The organism is Imperialibacter sp. EC-SDR9 (genome assembly GCF_902498805.1).
Classification (GTDB): domain Bacteria; phylum Bacteroidota; class Bacteroidia; order Cytophagales; family Cyclobacteriaceae; genus Imperialibacter.
Map to the genome: position 1 here is coordinate 209,511 of NZ_LR701575.1, position 16,521 is coordinate 226,031.

Sequence of the window (16,521 nt, forward strand, 5' to 3'; positions counted from 1 at the left end):
AAAACCTCAGGCCGGTCTGCCTGAGGTTTTCTATTTAGCATCTTAACGGAACGATTTACATCCCCGCCTCTAACGGTGCTGCCTCTTCATTTAGGAACAAAATCTCAGCGATTTGCACCAACACCTGATCAGGTGTCGCTTTTTCGCTTTTAAAGACAAAATAAACATCATGCACACCGTCCGTTGGCTGAATTTTAGCCTGGGCTTGCGAATTTCTCTTTCTTCTCCAGGTGACCATATCTTCCCCTGGCGCTGGTCTGCCAAACCCTACATTCTTTTGACCTACCGTATTAGTGGTTCCCAGCAATGTGCCGGTCGGAGAGTCAAGATGCACTTCTACATATCCACCGGCCGCACTTACCCTTGGAGAAGCCTGCACAAACAAATCAATCTGCTTAATACCTGTTAGGTCTATGTCCTTGTAGCCTATGTAAGAGCCACTGCCCACCATGTTGAAGGTAGTACCTGGCGTGGTTAGCAAATTCACACCTTTTCTGATCTCAGACTGCTGAGGATCCAGCGAAGGGTTTCTGAGTGCCACAAAATCATCGCCTGAGAGTGGCCCAACAGTACCAGCGCCTTTGTCGGCATAAGAGGCTCTCAGCAGATATCCACCCTGTCCATCCTCTCCTTCCGGCACCTGAGGAGTAACTGTGCCTGAGAGCGGAAACGATTCCACAGTTGGCTTGGTCTCCAGCATGTTGAGAATAAACATCACCATTCTTTTGGCATCGGCCTGGCTCAATTGCGGGTGAGCGCTCATGGCATGTTCACCCCAAACGCCACTTCCGCCATTGATTATTTTGCCCACCAGCATATTGATGTTGGCGTCAGTCTTAGGATATTTAGTAGCTACTGCATTGTAAGCTGGCCCAATCGATGCCTGCTCGTACTGGTGGCACGACTTACAATCGCTGGTTTCAATCAGGTTCTTTCCAATATTCAAAGCAGCCATCGACTCAGCGCCACGTTGCTTTGAGGCCATTTCGATGGGGTCGTAGCCAGATGGCACGTAGTCGAAAGTAACGGCCACTTCGTTGGACTTGATAGTGCCGTCAGCGCTGCTACCATCTTCCTTGTCGGTCACGCTTACAGAGTAAGCAAGCGACTTCTCACCAAAGTAGAAGCTTTTATTCGGCACTTTGAAATCGATGGACACCACTGGCGGCTCATTACCTGCTACTACTTCCATTGAAGCCCTGTTCTTCTCTCCTTTGGTATCTGTCACTGTCAGGCTCACCTGGTAAGTGCCCGCCTGCTCAAAATTGAATGACGGATAGGCATCGGTAAGCGTTTGATTGACACCGCCATCTGATACTACCTTCCACTCATAGGTCAATTTTCCCTGATCGTAATCGTCGTAATCGGTTGTGCCCTCCGATGACAGCTGAGCTGTAAAAGGTACAGCGCCCGCAGTTTTGTCAATAGAGGCTGCTACTATGGGCTTTCTGTTGCCCGCATTGTATTCGATTTTAACGATTCTTGAGTTGGAATTGCCCCTAAACCAGGCGCTGCCGTACTCCAGTACATAAAGGTCGCCACTTGGGCCGAAGTCCATGTCGATGGCACTCACAAAGCTCTCGTTGGGCAGGAAGCGCTCCATAGATTGGTAGTCGCCATTTTCATCCATGGTTACTGACATGATCCAACCCCGCATGAATTCTACGATGAGCCATTTGCCTTCGAAGTAAGACGGAAACGGCCTTGGCACACCAGCAAAGTCCGCCTTGCGGAAAACGGGGCCTCCAGTGGCGCTACGCCCTGCCGTGCCCACCAGCGGAAAAGTATCCGACGGGCCGTATGGGTAGTAAATGAAAGCCGGCACCACCGGGGTAGGCAATTCTTTCAAACCAGTATTGTTTACCGATTCGTTGACAGGATGATTCACGTCGAAAGGTGCTCCATAGGTCTCTGCGGCCAAATCGTGGTGATTGTAGGGCAGGTTGTTGGCTATGAAGTAAGGCCAGCCGAAAAAGCCCGGGCCTTTCGCCTGATTGAATTCATCATAGCCTTTCGGACCCCAAACGGAATCAACGGAAGCATCTGGTCCCACCTCACCCCAGTAGAGGTAGCCTGTTTTACTGTCCAAAGTCGGTCTCCACGGGTTTCTGTGGCCCATGGTGTATATCTCCGGCCTGGTTTTTTCTGTGCCCGGAGGAAACAGGTTGCCTTCAGGAATCGTATAGCTACCGTCGGCTTCCGGATGAATACGAAGAATTTTGCCTCTCAGGTCGTTGGTGTTTCCCGGTGCACGCTGGTCATCTGAGCTTTCCATGCCGGGGCGTTCGTCAAGATTGGAAGACCCCGTTCTCGGGTTCACGGTATTGTTTCCAACAGTAAGGAAGAGATTACCTTCTTTGTCGAACACCATCCCGCCGCCTGTATGGCAACATTCTTCTCTCTGCGTCGGCACTTCAAGCACCACTTTTTTGGTGGATGCATAAAGTGAGTCGCCTCTCAGCTCCCAGCGGGCCAGCACGTGTTTCGGCGTGTCGGGATCAGCATAGTACATGTAAATCCACGAATTTTCCTTGTAGTTGGGGTGAGCTATTACGCCCATCAGGCCTTCTTCAGCCTCCCTTACTCTACCTTCCTTGTTAGTATACTTGGTATTCACCGGAATGGTAGCCACCAGCGTCACTTCGCCGGTGTTTTCATCCAGTATTTTCACTCCTCCTTTTCTTTCCACAAATAGCACACGGCTATTGGGAAGGAAGGTCATTTCCATTGGTTCATCCATCCCTTCCGTCAGCACCACTTTGGTAAAGCGATTGTCTTCAGATGGTTCGTTGGTGTTTTGGGTTTCTGTCTGCTTGCACGATTGCACAAGCACCAGGACTGCAGCCACCCAGGCCAAAGCTGACCGGCTTGTTGTTTTTAAAGTAAGCGCCATGTAAACGAGGTATATTGTTTTATTTATTGTCAGTTCCGCCGACTGTATAAACACTGATGCGACAGTTGCCTATCATGATCCGGCAGAACTTTATGATGGTAAGGTCATGAAAAGGGAAATGAAAGTCTAAGAAGAATAGAAAATCCGGTAGAATATCAGGATAAACTATCAGATTTTGACGTCGACTTAGTTTTGGTGAAAGTAATTCTTTGTGTCAAAACGTCACAATAGATGCCATCACTCTTCCCGATGATGACAACTTTTTACAACAGTTCGTGTAAAACTTAGCCTATTCAACCATTTCAAATCCGATCTTTATGTCAATTGCCTAATATGCATATGCACTAATCATAGCGATGCAGCAGCGGCGCAACCCCAAACTACTTAAATAATTTTCCATATGGTGAAGCTTTTACTTACCACGAGTATCGCAATTACTAGTCTCATCAGTTACTTGTTTGCGCCTGTTGAAACGAAGACAGAGAAGCCAATTACGTTGTGCTATACCGCTTCATCGGACGATAGCATGGCTTCTTTTGCCACCGATCCGGCTTTCGTTGCCTTGCACCCTGCTCCACTCTCCCTTCAATACGACGCCATGGGAGAGAAAGTGACTTTCAAAGCACCTGATGGCACAGACGCAACGGGCTACCTTGTGAAAGCAAAGAAGAAGTCTGACAAATGGCTTTTTGTTTATCAGGAGTGGTGGGGCCTGAACGACTACATCCGCAGGCAATCGGACACGTTTTACAACGACCTGGATGGAGAAGTAAATGTGCTTGCTCTCGACCTCTACGACGGCAAAGTGACCGATGTGCCTGCAGAAGCAGGTAAGCTGGTGCAGGGCGCTCAGGAAGCTCGTTTGGAAGCTATTGTCAAAGGTGGCCTGGCCTATGCAGGGCCGAAAGCTAAAATTGCCAATGTCGGCTGGTGCTTTGGTGGCGGCTGGTCGCTCCGGTCAGGGCTGCTTGGAGGCAAGCAAACCGTTGGCACCGTTATGTACTATGGCATGCCAGTGAAAGATGTGGAAAAGCTGAAGCAGCTCAGCGGAGACGTGCTGGGTGTTTTTGCTACTGAAGAGCGAATTTCCAAAGAAGTGGTTGAAGAGTTTGCTGCCAATATGAAGGCTGCCAACAAAACACTGATGTATAAAATATACCCGGGCGTTCATGGCTTTGCCAACCCGAGCAATCCAAAGTACGACGAAGAATCGTCGAAACAGGCCTACGCAAAAGCCATTAGTTACCTCAAACAAAGGTTCAAAATATAATCATCAATACCAGGTCTGAGTTTCAATCTCCCGCCTGGTCTTACTCGTTTTTTTCGGTAGAATATTTTCCATTATTAATCATTAATACACCACCCCGACTTCCATTTTCAGCTCATGAATTATAATTCTTCTGCATTTTACTATCGCTCAATTTTTAGTCTGTTTTTTCTGCTAGCTCTTTCAACAAGTACACTTTTTGCCCAGGGTGGAAAGAAAGTGAATATCAAGGGAAAGGTAGTCGACAGCCAATCGGGGGAAGCCATGAGTTTTGCCTCCATCAGAGTTTTTGGGCCGGACGATCAGTTTGTTGGGGGAAACGTCACCGACGACAAAGGGAATTTCACTGTTGAGGTGCCCGCTGGCAGCTACTATGCCCTTGTGGAGTTCATGGGTTATGAAGCGCACCGCACCGGGAGCTTCCAGGCATCATCGAATACCGACATCGGCACTGTCCAGCTTAGTGCTTCGTCCAGCACACTGGAAGAAGTGGAAGTTCGTGCAGAGAAAAGCACCATGGAGCTTTCTCTCGATAAAAAGATATTTAACGTGGGGCAAGACCTGGCCAATGCCGGTGGTACTGCCTCCGACCTGCTTACCAATATCCCCTCTATTGCCGTCGACCCGGAGGGCAATGTAAAGCTGCGGGGCAGCGACAATGTGATGATACTGATTGATGGCAAACCTTCCGGACTGGTGAGCCTTAAAGGTGCCAGCGGTTTGCAGCAGATGCAGGCCAGCATGGTCGATAAAGTGGAAATCATCACCAACCCTTCGGCCAGGTACCAGGCAGAGGGCATGGCAGGCATTATCAACATCGTGTTGAAAAAAGATCGTAACCAGGGCTTCAATGGCTCCTTTCAGGGCATCACGGGCTACCCTTACAACTTTGGAGGTGCTGCCAACCTCAACTATCGCCACAAAAAGATCAATTGGTTTGTTAACTACGGTATTGCCTGGCGCAAGCAACCCAATGTGGCCTCTCTTTATCAGGAGGTCTATTCTGGCGACACCACTTTCATTTCAAGACAGGACAGAGACGGCCACCTGAAGGGATTCAATAATAACATTCAGGGTGGGCTCGACTTTTTCTTTAGTGAAAAAAGCATCCTCACGGCGTCGTATCTGTTTACACGCAGCGATGGCAACCGAATAACTGACCTCACCTACAGGGATTATCTCAATGACGAAAACAATTACCTTGGCTACACGGCTCGTCGGCAAAATGAAAACGAAGCGGAACCCAACTCAGAGACTACGCTCACCTGGGAAAAATCTTTCGAGGAAAAAGGTCATAAGCTACTCACTACCCTAAAATACATCGACTACTGGGAAAGATCGGATCAAATTTTTACGCAACGATCTTACGACGAGAATAACGTCGCCATAGATGGCTCAAACCAGAAACAACATGCGTTGAACGATGAGTTTGAAAAGCAATACTTGCTCCAGCTTGACTACACCAAGCCCATTGGCAAGGAAGGTAAGTTCGAAACTGGCCTTAGAAGCAGCCTTCGGAACATGGAAAACAATTATGTTGTGACAAACGTGGACGAGGCTGGTGTCGAAACTGTAGATCCTGATTTGAAAAACATCTTTTTGTACGATGAGAATATCCAGGCAGCCTACGCCATTCTTGGCAACAAGAGCAATAAGTTCACCTACCAGGCCGGGCTTAGGGTAGAGTACACTGATGTGAGAACAAGGCTGGTGGAAACTAACGAACAAAACCCAAGAGACTACCTCAACTTCTTCCCGAGCGCTCACCTTACTTATGCCGTTGCCAACCAAAACTCGTTTCAGTTGAGCTATAGCCGCCGGATCAGGAGGCCATTCTACAATGACCTGAGCCCATTTGTAACACTGGCCGATGGCAGGAACTTCTTTAGCGGCAACCCCGATCTGAATCCTGAATACACCGACGCTTATGAAATTGGACACCTGAAGTATTTTGAAAAAGGCTCTCTGACCTCTTCGTTTTATTACAGAGACTCTAAAGAAACCATCGACCGCATCAGAGTGGTGGACGACCAGGGAAATGCCCGTACGCTGCCCCAAAACCTCATCGGCCAAAAGTCGTTCGGCCTTGAGTTTACCAGCGACTACAACCCGTACGACTGGTGGAAGCTGGATCTCAACTTCAACTTCTTTCACGCTGAAATTGACGGCACCAACATCATCGACACCTACAAGCCAACGACCTACAGCTGGTTTGCCCGCCAAACCTCCCGCTTCACCTTGCCTGGCAACCTCGACATACAGCTAAGAGGCAACTTTGAAGCACCACAAAAAACAACACAAGGCACACGGAAGGCCCTGGCCTACATCGACCTGTCGTTTGCCAAGGAAGTGCTGAAAGGCAACGGCACGCTGAACCTCAATATCATGGACGTGTTCAACAGCCGGGTAAGCCGCTACACCACCAACGGACCTAACTTCTTCACGGATGGAAGGAGCCAGTTCCGCAGAAGGCAGGTAAACCTAACGCTGAACTACCGCATCAGGCAGTCGAAGTCGGCCAGAAGAAAGTATGTGATTGATGAGGGGTGATGGATAGTGACGGGTAAGTAGTAAAGTAATCTGTGACCGGTGGGCTGACCCTTCTCGGTCGTAGCGTTTACACATATTTAAATTGCAGATGATCATGAGCTCTAGATGGAGTGCACAAAAACGAAATCGTTGTTCTGGTGAGTGTCTTCACTCGCCAGCGGCAACCGTAAAACGCTCTATGATCAAAGCCGAATAAACCCTATATTGTCTATCATTCACCTACAACTACAGTCATGGACGAAATCAAAAAGGAAGACATTAAGCAGGAAGTATTTGACTTGTACGACTACTATGTGCACAACAAAATCGACCGCAGGGAATTCGTAGAGAAAATCTCTTTCTACGCAGTAGGCGGCCTTACTGTGCCTGCCATGCTCAACTTTTTGATGCCCAAGTACCAGCAAACCCTACAGGTGCCTGTCGATGACCCAAGGTTGAAGACAGAAACCGTGGGCTACGATTCCCCCAAAGGAGCCGGTAAAATGCAGGGGCAGCTTTCGAGGCCTGTAAAGGCTAAAGGCAAACTTCCTGGCATTGTAGTAGTACACGAAAACAGGGGGCTCAATCCTCACATTGCGGATGTAGGCCGCAGAGCTGCACTGGAAGGCTTTATATCTATGTCTCCTGATGCATTGTTTCCCCTTGGCGGTTACCCTGGCAACGACGACGATGGCAGAGAACTTCAGCGTAAAAGAGACCGTGACGAAATGCTGGAAGACTTTATCGCAGCCTATGATTACCTGAAAGGTCACCCGGAGTGCAATGGGAAAATTGGCGTAGTAGGTTTCTGCTTCGGTGGCTGGATTTCGAACATGATGGCCGTGAAAATTCCAGGACTGAAAGCATCTGTTCCCTTCTATGGCGGACAACCAACTGCGGAGGAAACCGCGCAGATCAAAGCGTCCATGCTGATTCAGTATGCAGGGCTGGACACAAGGGTAAATGAAGGCTGGCCAGCTTACGAAGCTGCCCTGAAAGCCAACAAAGTTGATTATCAGGTGTACATATACCCTGATGTAAACCACGGCTTCCACAACGACTCAACACCACGATATGACAAGGAGGCCGCTGTGCTGGCCTGGGGAAGAACGGTAGAGTTTTTTAAGGAGAAGTTGGGGTGAGAGAAGACGGAAGGCCGCAGACACAAGTTAGAAGAAATGGCTGCGTCAGACTAAGGCGCTACTGGGCTGGCAGCATATTCCGAATTGCTGAAATCCGCCACTTGCCTTTTTGCTTCACCACTACAAAAGTGCTCCACATCTTCCGCTCTGATCCATCAGGGTTCTTTATTTCATAGCGACAGTCGGCAATAGCACTTGCTGAGCCCAGGTATCGGATTTTGTCAATGGTAAGCGTACGGGAACCAGGATTGCTGCTGGAGCTGCGCATCATGCCATCAATGGCTGTTCTGATTCCACGCCGCCACTCTCCGTTAGACACAAGCTGGTCAATATCCTCAGCAAGGATGTCCTTCAGCAGCACCGTGTCTTTGGTTTCCCTGGCTTGAGAGTATTGGTCGATGAGCTTGTTGATTGCCTTGTCATTTTCCGTTGCCTGCCCAAAGGCAAGTTGAAACAGAAACAGACACAGCACGGATAGCAAGGGAGCTTTCATTGTCTTCTATTTAGCAAGTAACGTCAATTTAAGCATTTAACTGTAAAACCCTTCCCCCTGCAAAGCTGTGGACACAAAGTCTTGCAGCGCAGTCGGACACTAAGATTGCATGACTCTCAGGTATTCCACCCACGGCCCCACTTCGGCTTTATATTGTTTGGCCATCACTCGGGCTATCTGGCCAATATGATTCAAATCGTGTGCCACCCAGGTGGCCAGAAGCTGCGCCAGTGTCACTTCCCCAAAAGCCGGATGAATGCCTGTTTTTGTAAGGTCTTCGTCGCTGATACCCATCGCACGAAGTCGCTCAATATTGCTCTTGCGTAACGTGCTGAACTCCTGCAGAAGCTGCTGCAGCGTCTTCTTCCCGCTTTGTCCCATTTGAGCGAAACGGTCAAATGGTTGAAAATGCTTATCTGTCCCAGGCGAGAGAATAATGTCAGCCCTGGGAATCCAGTCCGTTTTCTCCCCATGAATCAGGTGTCCGACTACATCATAGGCACTCCAACTCTCCCCTCCTTCATTGGTGGAAGTCCAGTCGGCAGAGAGGCCGCTCAGCATGCTATTAAGCACTCCCGGTGTGCGCTCCAGTATTTCGATGGCTTTTTCGAGCTCAAATTCCATTTTTCTATGCTGTTTATCTGTTATCAATCATAATAAGCCGCCCAGCCATTTATTAATTTTCCGCTGTTTGGTGCGTCTTTTTTTCGTCAGCTACGTCTACCTTTATTAACCGGACAGATTATGCTAACAACGACAGAAAGTATTTGGGCAGCGTTTCACAAAGAACTGCTGGCCTTCATCAGCCACGCTATCAGCGACAAAGATACGAGTTGGGACATTCTGCAAGATGTTTTCCTGAAAATCCATACCAGGCGGCATACACTGAAAGATGAGGGGAAACTGGTGAGCTGGGTGTGGCAAATCACACGAAATACAGTGCTGGATCATTTCAGAACAAAAAAGCAATTCACTGAGCTGCCTGATGACCTCGTATTGCAGCATGAGGAGAATCCGTTCAATGCCACGTTTGCCCAATGCATGTCACCTTTTATCCACAACCTTTCTCCTCTGCACAAAGAAGCCATTAAAAAAGTAGACATTGAGGGGATGCCACAAAAACAGTTTGCTGAACAAGAGGGCATTAGCTATACGGCTGCCAAATCGAGGGTGCAGCGAGCAAGGCTTCACCTGAAAGACTTGTTTTTAGAATGCTGCGCTATTCCAGCCGACAAGTATGGCAATATCCTGGACATGATCCCTCAAAAAAATTGCCGCTGCAAGGAGCGTCCTTCTCCCCATGCCCTCGTCTCTTCTATGTAAACCAAAACATGTATAATTATGGGAGACGATTGTTGTGGTGGAGGTTGCTGCGGAGGCGGTAGCTCTACAGGATGCTGCTAATCTGAAAGGATGGCATATCGAAAGTGAAGGAGGCCAAAAGGTCTCCTTTTTTTGTTTTGCCACTAAAACCATCCCTGGTTCCGGTCAAAGTACAATGCACATCGCTAAATCCTGAATAATTAGATAAGCGGCTTATCCTGATCCCGCCAAATATTTTAAATTAGCTAAATGAAAACACCTACTTATTCTCGCCGTAGTGCACTTAAATATCTTGGTGGCACCGCCGGCCTCATGGCATTGCCGTCCGTTGGATTTAGCAGCCCCACTACATCTCTCATTGAAGACAGCGCCACCGGCATTCTGAAGAGTGCCGCAGGCGACTTCATTCCGTGCCTCAACATGGCCACGATCATGGGGCATAATCTGGGTTTTGTCAAGGAACTCGAAACAGCGTCCAAAGGCGGCTTCCGGGCTGTAGAAATATGGATTCCTACCCTGCAGAAGTACCTCGATGGTGGCGGAACGATCAAAGAAGCGGCCAAAATCATCAAAGATCTTGGCATCAGTGTTGAAAATACCATCGGCTTTGCGCAGTGGATAGTGGACGACGAAGCTACCCGAAACAAAGGATTGGAACAGCTAAAGAAAGAAATGGATATGCTGGCACAGCTAGGATGCAAGCGTATTGCAGCGCCACCGTCGGGTGCCACGGCCGAGGCGGGCCTCGATTTGTACAAAGCAGCTCAGCGGTATCGAACCATTCTGGAAATGGGAGATCAGTCGGGCGTTGTTCCTCAACTGGAGATTTGGGGGCATTCCAAAAACCTTCACAAGCTCAGCCAGGCATTGTTTGTTGCAACAGAGTCGGGTCACGCATCTGCGTGTATCAACCTGGATATCTTCCACTTGTACAAAGGAGGTTCCAGCTACGACACGCTGCAAATAGCCAATCCACTGTCAGTTCAGGTGCTGCATGTGAATGACTACACCGACATTCCAAGGGATGTTGTGAAAGATGGAGACAGGATATATCCCGGAGAAGGGCTGGCACCCACCAAGAAAATACTCCAGGCATTTCAATCGCCAAAAAGGCCGCTAATTCTATCGCTAGAAGTATTCAACAAAGACTATTGGGCGCAGGATACCCTTGAAGTATGTAAGACAGGGTTGGCGAAAGTAAAGGCAATCACACAGGGGCTCTGATACAAGTCAGTTTTATTGCAATTAGAAGAATAGAAGCCACTTCCCAAGACTTGCTGGGAAGTGGCTTCTTAGGTTTTATGCGGTCAAAATGGCTTTAACCTTTTTTACTTCTTCATCAGAAAACGAAGTGTTCTCCAAAGTCTTAGCATTGTCTACCAGCTGTTCAATTTTGCTAACGCCAACAAGTACAGATGTCACTGCTTTGTTATGCAACAACCAGGCAATCGCCATTTGCGACAGCGATTGGCCTCTTTCAACAGCTATCTTGTTCAGTTCTTTGATCTTGGGGAGATTTTTCTCCACCGTTTCCTTTTCCAGGTAGGTCATGCCCTGCCCCGCCCTTGAATCAGCTGGAATACCGTTCAGGTACTTATTGCTCAGCATGCCCTGCTCCAGTGGGCTAAAGGCAATACAGCCAACGCCACCTTCGGTCAGCACGTCCAGCAAGCCATCTTCAACCCAACGGTCAAGCATCGAGTAGCGGGCCTGGTGGATCAAACATGGCGTACCAAGCTCCTTTAAAATCGCAATGGCTTTTTTGGCTTCCGCCGCAGGGTAATTGGAAATACCCACGTACAAAGCCCTTCCCGACCGGACAATGAAATCAAGGGCACCCATTGTCTCTTCCAGCGGTGTATGAGGATCGGGTCGGTGGTGGTAGAACAGATCAACATAGTCGAGGTTCATTCGCTTAAGGCTCTGATCAAGGCTATTGACCAGGTATTTACGTGAGCCAAAGTTACCGTAAGGGCCAGGCCACATGTCGTACCCAGCCTTGCTGGAAATAAACAGCTCATGGCGGTAAGGCTTGAAGTCGTCGTTGTACATACGGCCAAAATTGGTCTCAGCTGAACCGAATGGTGGACCATAGTTATTAGCAAGGTCAAAATGATTGATGCCCATGTCGAACGCCTTGCGAAGCAAAAGCTGAGCATTGAGCAGGTTGTCCTTGTGGCCAAAGTTGTGCCACAGGCCCAACGAAATCTCAGGAAGAAGAATGCCACTCTTACCTGAGCGCCGATACTTCATTGTTTTGTATCTGCTCTCGCTGGGCAAGTAAGTGGTCAATCCTGATTTGTCATGTATTTCCATATTTGTTTGGTGTGTTTTTTGAAATATTCAAATGACCGTTGAAGCGACGGGCGCTGTGCAGTTTTTTTACTGCTGGTTAAAGGTAAAACTCATGTCTGGAAATGTGGTAGTCGTTTGTCAATTATGTTCATTCTTTATCTTTAAAGAGCTTCAATTTCCTATACTGGTCTGTCGGGGGACAGACCGGGGTATTGGAGGGGGACAGACCAGGGTACTGGAGGGGGTTACTAGATAATACTAGTTTCCTTTCCATCATTCCTATTCTCATTCGCATCCGTGGTCTGTCCCCTGACAGACAACACCACCTATTGAGTAGATCAAGAGTCACGAGCCTCGCTTTCAACCTCAGGCTTGTCGGTTGCAAACTGGCTGGCGTATTCAGAAGGACTTACCCCAAAGTATTTTTTGAACCTGTTCCTGAAGTATTGCAGGTCATTGAAGCCCACGGCATACGTAATTTCAGAAACAGTCAGCTGATTTTGCTTCAGCATTTGGGCTGCCCTTTTGAGTCTTATGGTTCGGATAAACTCAACCGCTGTTTGGCCCGTTAGCGCCTTCACCTTTCGGTAAAAGTGCATTCTGCTCATGGCCACCTCTCTACCCAGATCCTCCACCCTGAACTCCGAATCACCAATATTGTCTTCGATGGTTTTCAACACCTTTTTCATGAAAACTTCATCCAGAGGAGTAATGGTAATCTCTTTAGGCTCCAACACCAGCTTCCTGCTGCCCATGAAACGCTCCCTCATCAGCTCCCTCGTCTTGATCAGGTTGCGTACCCTTATCTCCAAAAACCTGGAATCGAAAGGTTTGGTGATGTAGTCATCGGCCCCTGTTTCCAGGCCAATGAGTTTATCCTCCAAATCAGCCTTGGCTGTGAGCAAGATCACTGGTACATGACTTATCCGACTATCCGTTTTTACCAAATGGCACATTTCCACTCCATCCATTAATGGCATCATGATGTCAGAAATGATAAGGTCTGGTACCAGCTCGATGCATTTTTCCAGCCCTATTTTCCCATTTGGAGCATCAATAATTTCATAGCTGTGCTCCAGACTTTCTTTCATGTAGGTACGCAAGTCTGCATTGTCCTCCACTATCAGCACCAGCGGTTTACCCTCTTTGGGGTCGGTCTTCACAATAGCAGCCTCACCAGTGCTATGCTTGTCTCTTTCTTCCAACTCTTCCACCACATGACCGATGCTCACGGCTCCGACCTTTTCCGGCTCTACAATTTCACTGTCCTCCAAATGAGCTTTACCCAAAGGGATGAGCACCTTGAAGCACGAACCCTCACCAAGCGTACTTTTTACTGATATCCTTCCCCTGTGCAGTTCCACCAGCTCCCTGGTAAGCGAAAGACCTATGCCAGTGCCCTCCTGGTCGCCGTGATGGTCAATATCTGCCTGATAGAACCTGTCAAAAACTGATTGCAGATGTTCCTTTGGAATTCCCACGCCACAGTCTTTGACTGTGATTTGCACAAACTCCCCGCCTGCATCGCTATCAGTCATTTCCATCGAAATCCGGCTCACATTGAGCGAGATTTCTCCCTCAATGGTAAACTTGAAGGCATTCGACAGCAGGTTCGTTACTATCTTTTCAATTTTATCATGATCAATATATGCTTCCAGGGGAGCGTTCGGATGGTTGTAGGAATAGGAAAGCTTTTTTTGGGTGGCGTAAGACGAAAAAGACGCTGCGATTGGCTTTAAAAACTCGACTACGTCCGTTCGGCTCGCTTCCAGCTTCATGCTGCCACTGCCCAGCTTTGACAAGTCGAGCAGCTGATTGATCAATCTTAGCAACCTCTCTCCGCTCCTGATCATTACGCCGTACTGTTTCCTTACGTCGCCACGAAAGGCACCTGAGTACATCGACTTTAGTGGGCTTAGCATCAAAGTGAGCGGGGTCCTGAATTCGTGAGAGATGTTAGCAAAAAAGTTGGACTTCATAGCGTCCATTTCTTGCATTTTGGTCAGCTCCATGTGCTCAAGTCGCAAGTCACTTTTGAGTCTTTCTCTGTAGATAAGCACTTGTCGATACCATAGAAGCAGCCCAATCCCAATGCATACATACACAGCATAGGCCCACCAGGTAGCCCACCACGGGGGTGTTACTATTATTCTCAACGAAGCCCCTTCTTCATTCCAAAGACCATCATTATTGGAAGCCTTTACCCTAAAAACATAGTCGCCGTGAGGCACCTTGGTGTAGCTGGCAGTGCGCTGAGTGCCAGCCTCGTGCCAGTGCTCATCATATCCTTCCAGCCTATAAGAGTAGCTGTTTTTAAATGCCTGAGAATAGTTAAGCGCCGCAAATTCAAAGCTAAATTCGTTTTGGTGATAGGTCAGCGTTATTTCTTTTGTATCAACAATGTTTTGTGCCAAAATTGAGCCCTTTGCTCCCGGCCTCACTTCTTCATTGTATATCCAAAAGTTGGTGATGTACACGGGTGGTATGTGTGGATTCTCCTTTACCTCTCCCGGATAGAATGAATTAAAACCATTTACCCCACCAAAAAAGAATTCGCCAGACTGGCTTTTCAAATAAGCGCCCCTTACAAACTCCTGTTCCTGCAGCCCGTCTGCAGTGCTGTAATTTTTGAAACTCTTTCTTTCAGGATCGAATTCACTGATTCCCTGATTGGTGCTGATCCAAAACTTGCCCCGCTCATCTTCCAAAATTCCGTTGACTACATTATCGGCAAGCCCATCATTTTTGCGTAAAGTTTCGAAGGTTCCTTTTTCGTAGTCAAACTTGTTAAGACCTGCCCAGGTGCTGACCCATAGGGTGCCTTTGGTGTCCTCATAAATAGCGTTTACCACATTGCTGCTGAGGGTGGTAGAGTCCTTGGGGTTGTTGGTGTAGGTTTTAAAAACCGGCTCTCCATCGCCAGCAAATGTCATTTGTAAAAGGCCTCCTCCTTCAGTTCCAATCCAGATGTTATCCCGACTGTCTTCAAACATCGTAAATACCCTGTTGTGACTCAAAGATTCGGGGTCATCAGGATTCACTTCGTAATGCAAAAATGTGCCCGTCTTCCTATCAAACAGATCCAGTCCTTCATAGAATGCACCCACCCACAGTCTACGCCGACTGTCTTCAAAAATCGAAAACACATAGTTGGATCCTATGCTTGAAGCATCATCTGGATCACTTTCAAATCGCTGAAAGGTGCCTGTTTTTTTATCAAACCTATTGAGTCCGCCCTCCCAGGTGCCTGCCCAAAGATCTCCGTAGCTATCGATCTCTAAAGAAATGACGGAATTACTCCCGATGCTTTTGGGGTCATTGATGTCGTGCACATAGCTTTTTACCTGGTTGGTTTTCCTGTTAAAATGGTTGAGACCTCCGCCGTCGGTACCTATCCACAGGTTGCCTTCCTTGTCTTCCACAAAGCAGATGATGTCATTGTTGGCCAGGCTATGCCCACCGGATGGCGGCAAAATATGGTGAATGAACTTTGTCTGATACTGATCCCATTTATTCAAACCCCTGTTGCGGGCAGCCAGCCACATGGTGCCAATATTGTCTTTGTAAACTGCCCAAATCGAGTTAGCACCTACACTTGTTGGGTCGAGTGGATTGGGCCAAAAGTTGGAAAACTCCCCGGTTTGCTTGTCGTAGATCGACAATCCACCGTTCTCCATTCCCAGCCAAAGCCGGTTATAGTTGTCCTCGCTGATGCTAAGCACAATGTTGTGCACCAAGCCAGTTGGATCTACAATATTGGGCATCAGTCTTTGAAACTCTACACCATTATCTTTTGGCACCAGGCGGCTGAGACCCTCTCGTGTACCAATCCAAATTTGCCCGTCACTGTCTTTCAAAAATGAGTTCAGGTAGTTACTGGAAAGGCTCTTTACATTGCCAGGCTCATGACGGTGATGAATAAACCTTTGTCCGCCAGTGTCAAACCTGTCCAGTCCGCCACCGTAAGTCGCCACCCAAATATTGCCGTTGCTATCTTCGCAAATTGACCTTACGTGGTTGTTGGCCAAACTCAGGGGGTCTTTTATGTCATTCTTAAAATGCTTGAAAGCTTTTGAGTCGGCATACATCACATTCAACCCCCCACCCTCAGTGCCAATCCAAACATTGTCGTGGCTATCGATGAACAGATCTGTCACCCAATTGTCGGAGAGGCTTTCTGGATCGTCGGGTTTCGTTTGGAAACGGGTGAAGTTGTCGGAGTTTCTGTTGTAGAGATTCAGCCCAGCGTCCATTGTTCCCACCCAAATATTGCCATCCTTGTCCTCTGCCATGCAGTTTACAAAGCTGCTGCTCAGCGAGGTGCTGTCTCCATGGATATACTCATATACCTTAAACTCAATCCCATCATATTGATTCAGTCCGTTTCGGGTGCCAAACCACAAAAAGCCATGCTGATCCTGGATGATGCTCGTTACTGACTTTTCTGAAAGACCGTCAGTCAGCTGTTCAAACTTAATATTGCTCGTCAGCGCAGAGTTGTTTTGGGCGTTGGCCCATTTGGTCGCAACCTGACACAAAGCAATCAAAACGAAATACCTTATCCACCCCATGCTCTTCA

At 48.1% G+C, this 16,521-nt stretch carries 10 protein-coding genes; 5 read left to right on the plus strand and 5 right to left on the minus strand.

Features of this window, described 5'->3' with window-relative positions; translation table 11 throughout:
- Positions 1-55: 55 nt before the first annotated feature.
- Positions 56-2,893 carry a PQQ-dependent sugar dehydrogenase gene (locus GC130_RS03820; protein ID WP_151996933.1) on the minus strand — a complete coding sequence of 946 codons (2,838 nt, stop codon included), beginning with the start codon at positions 2,891-2,893 and terminating at the stop codon, positions 56-58.
- Between the two features lie 400 nt (positions 2,894-3,293).
- Here GC130_RS03820 and GC130_RS03825 point away from each other — a divergent pair, with 400 nt between their 5' ends.
- From GC130_RS03825 to GC130_RS03835, 3 genes are all read left to right on the plus strand, one after another.
- On the plus strand, positions 3,294-4,163 hold the full coding sequence (locus GC130_RS03825) for a dienelactone hydrolase family protein (protein WP_193217762.1): 870 nt from the start codon (positions 3,294-3,296) through the stop codon (positions 4,161-4,163).
- 114 nt (positions 4,164-4,277) lie between these two features.
- A complete protein-coding gene (locus GC130_RS03830) occupies positions 4,278-6,710 on the plus strand; it encodes an outer membrane beta-barrel family protein (RefSeq protein WP_151996934.1) in 2,433 nt (810 codons plus the stop codon).
- Positions 6,711-6,943: 233 nt separating this feature from the next.
- The gene (locus GC130_RS03835; RefSeq protein WP_151996935.1) at positions 6,944-7,831 is read left to right on the plus strand and encodes a dienelactone hydrolase family protein; all 888 of its coding nucleotides are present in this window, start codon (positions 6,944-6,946) and stop codon (positions 7,829-7,831) included.
- Between the two features lie 58 nt (positions 7,832-7,889).
- Here GC130_RS03835 and GC130_RS03840 read toward each other — a convergent pair whose 3' ends face one another.
- Positions 7,890-8,324, minus strand: a complete 435-nt coding sequence (locus tag GC130_RS03840; protein WP_151996936.1) for an SgcJ/EcaC family oxidoreductase — start codon at positions 8,322-8,324, stop codon at positions 7,890-7,892.
- Positions 8,325-8,423: 99 nt separating this feature from the next.
- The gene (locus tag GC130_RS03845; protein WP_151996937.1) at positions 8,424-8,948 is read right to left on the minus strand and encodes a DinB family protein; all 525 of its coding nucleotides are present in this window, start codon (positions 8,946-8,948) and stop codon (positions 8,424-8,426) included.
- Positions 8,949-9,068: 120 nt separating this feature from the next.
- Here GC130_RS03845 and sigZ point away from each other — a divergent pair, with 120 nt between their 5' ends.
- Complete coding sequence (gene sigZ, locus GC130_RS03850; protein ID WP_151996938.1) at positions 9,069-9,647, plus strand: RNA polymerase sigma factor SigZ; 579 nt, start codon at positions 9,069-9,071, stop codon at positions 9,645-9,647.
- A gap of 249 nt (positions 9,648-9,896) precedes the next feature.
- Complete coding sequence (locus tag GC130_RS03855; protein WP_226940373.1) at positions 9,897-10,871, plus strand: sugar phosphate isomerase/epimerase; 975 nt, start codon at positions 9,897-9,899, stop codon at positions 10,869-10,871.
- A gap of 75 nt (positions 10,872-10,946) precedes the next feature.
- Here the strand turns inward: GC130_RS03855 and GC130_RS03860 are convergent, their stop codons facing one another.
- A complete protein-coding gene (locus GC130_RS03860) occupies positions 10,947-11,963 on the minus strand; it encodes an aldo/keto reductase (RefSeq protein ID WP_151996939.1) in 1,017 nt (338 codons plus the stop codon).
- Positions 11,964-12,280: 317 nt separating this feature from the next.
- Positions 12,281-16,513, minus strand: coding sequence for a two-component regulator propeller domain-containing protein (locus GC130_RS03865; RefSeq protein ID WP_151996940.1), 4,233 nt, complete (start codon positions 16,511-16,513; stop codon positions 12,281-12,283).
- Positions 16,514-16,521: the final 8 nt, after the last annotated feature.

Excerpts from the sequence above, each read along its gene's own strand:
- GC130_RS03845 (WP_151996937.1), bottom strand. The coding sequence starts at position 8,948 with ATGGAATTTGAGCTCGAAAAAGCCATCGAAATACTGGAGCGCACACCG.
- GC130_RS03840 (WP_151996936.1), bottom strand. The coding sequence starts at position 8,324 with ATGAAAGCTCCCTTGCTATCCGTGCTGTGTCTGTTTCTGTTTCAACTT.
- GC130_RS03855 (WP_226940373.1), top strand. The coding sequence starts at position 9,897 with ATGAAAACACCTACTTATTCTCGCCGTAGTGCACTTAAATATCTTGGT.
- GC130_RS03830 (WP_151996934.1), top strand. The coding sequence starts at position 4,278 with ATGAATTATAATTCTTCTGCATTTTACTATCGCTCAATTTTTAGTCTG.
- GC130_RS03835 (WP_151996935.1), top strand. The coding sequence starts at position 6,944 with ATGGACGAAATCAAAAAGGAAGACATTAAGCAGGAAGTATTTGACTTG.
- GC130_RS03865 (WP_151996940.1), bottom strand. The coding sequence starts at position 16,513 with ATGGGGTGGATAAGGTATTTCGTTTTGATTGCTTTGTGTCAGGTTGCG.
- sigZ (WP_151996938.1), top strand. The coding sequence starts at position 9,069 with ATGCTAACAACGACAGAAAGTATTTGGGCAGCGTTTCACAAAGAACTG.
- GC130_RS03825 (WP_193217762.1), top strand. The coding sequence starts at position 3,294 with ATGGTGAAGCTTTTACTTACCACGAGTATCGCAATTACTAGTCTCATC.
- GC130_RS03820 (WP_151996933.1), bottom strand. The coding sequence starts at position 2,893 with ATGGCGCTTACTTTAAAAACAACAAGCCGGTCAGCTTTGGCCTGGGTG.
- GC130_RS03860 (WP_151996939.1), bottom strand. The coding sequence starts at position 11,963 with ATGGAAATACATGACAAATCAGGATTGACCACTTACTTGCCCAGCGAG.